This window comes from Mesorhizobium sp. M8A.F.Ca.ET.181.01.1.1, from assembly GCF_004792025.1.
In the GTDB taxonomy this organism is placed as follows: domain Bacteria; phylum Pseudomonadota; class Alphaproteobacteria; order Rhizobiales; family Rhizobiaceae; genus Mesorhizobium.
This window is the reverse complement of sequence record NZ_SRTV01000201.1, coordinates 1-312: the sequence shown is the minus strand read 5'-3', so window position 1 is coordinate 312 and position 312 is coordinate 1. Positions and strand designations below refer to the sequence as shown.

The window sequence follows — 312 nt, the reverse complement described above, 5'->3', positions numbered from 1 at the left end:
CGCGGCCACACGGAGAACATCGTGTGTCCGCTGCACCGCTGGACATACGACCTCAAAGGCGAATTGCTCGGCGCTCCGCATTTTGCGGACAACCCTTGCCTGAACCTCGGCGCCACTCCACTGCAGAACTGGCAGGGGCTGCTGTTCGAGGCGCAGGGCCGCAACGTCGCGCGCGATCTGGCCAACCTCGGCACCAGGCAACACTTCGACTTCTCGGGCTTCATGTTCGATCACGTCGAGGTGCACGAGTGCAACTACAACTGGAAGACCTTCATCGAGGTCTATCTGGAGGACTACCACGTCGCGCCGTTC

1 pseudogene is annotated in these 312 nt (G+C 61.5%); it reads left to right on the top strand.

Annotated features, from left to right (window positions below):
- A pseudogene (locus tag EN824_RS34240) lies at positions 1-312 on the top strand (Rieske 2Fe-2S domain-containing protein); the annotation flags it as partial.